The following is a 755-nucleotide window of genomic DNA, read 5'->3' as shown; positions in this document are numbered from 1 at the left end:
GTCTTTTTCTTTTCGACGGCTTCGTAAGCGCCACATCGCAGTGGTGCGGCTGTAACAGCGGAGCTGGTGTTTTACGCGTTTGGCGGCCTTTGGTCCTTCCTCTTGGCACTTTGCTCGCCGCTTTCAGGAAACCACGCCAGCTTCGAAAGGCATAGACACGTATCAGCTGTAACAGTTGCCACGGTGTTTTCTTCGCCTTGTTTTGCATCTTTAACAGAAAGATTAAGCTATACGCAATCATGGCCAGCAAGATATGGTTCCAAACGGCTTGTGGCTTGTAGCTGTAGAGCTTGGCGAACTTCAGATGCTGCTTCATCCAGCGAAAGAAAAGCTCAATCTGCCACCGTTGCCGATATAAATCCGCGATTTCCCGGGCGGACAGATCAAACCGGGAAGTTGCGATTCGGTATAAGCGTCCCTTTTCATCACGAAACTCTACCAGCCGAACGGGATGCTTCATCCATCGAAAAGTGCCGCCCAGATAGACGATGGCATCTCGGCATAGTCCCGGATCATCCGCGTCGGTCGGATACGCTTCGAGCACTTGTTTAACCAAGTGGTGCGTGTTGATCCGCAGAACAAAGTTGCAATCTCGCTCGAGCCACTGATCCATCCGTCTGTAAGAGACGTAGCCACGGTCAAGTAGGTAAGTGGCACCTGGATCGACGACGAGCAGATCCGAGCCTTCATAGTCGCTTACATTACCCGTCGACGGTACGACACGATCCGGGAAGCTGCTCCCGTCTGGCAAAATG

The 755-nt window shown here is 52.3% G+C and carries 1 protein-coding gene; it reads right to left on the bottom strand.

Translation table 11 applies throughout. The annotated features are described in order from the left end of the window. Positions 1 to 755 (bottom strand): IS4 family transposase (locus ACFOTD_RS34495; RefSeq protein WP_378124537.1); only part of this gene is annotated, 755 nt, incomplete at both ends.

The organism is Cohnella sp. GCM10012308 (assembly GCF_042649185.1).
GTDB lineage: Bacteria > Bacillota > Bacilli > Paenibacillales > Paenibacillaceae > Cohnella.
Note: the sequence above shows the minus strand (reverse complement) of the source record. Positions and strands in the feature narration are given on the sequence as shown.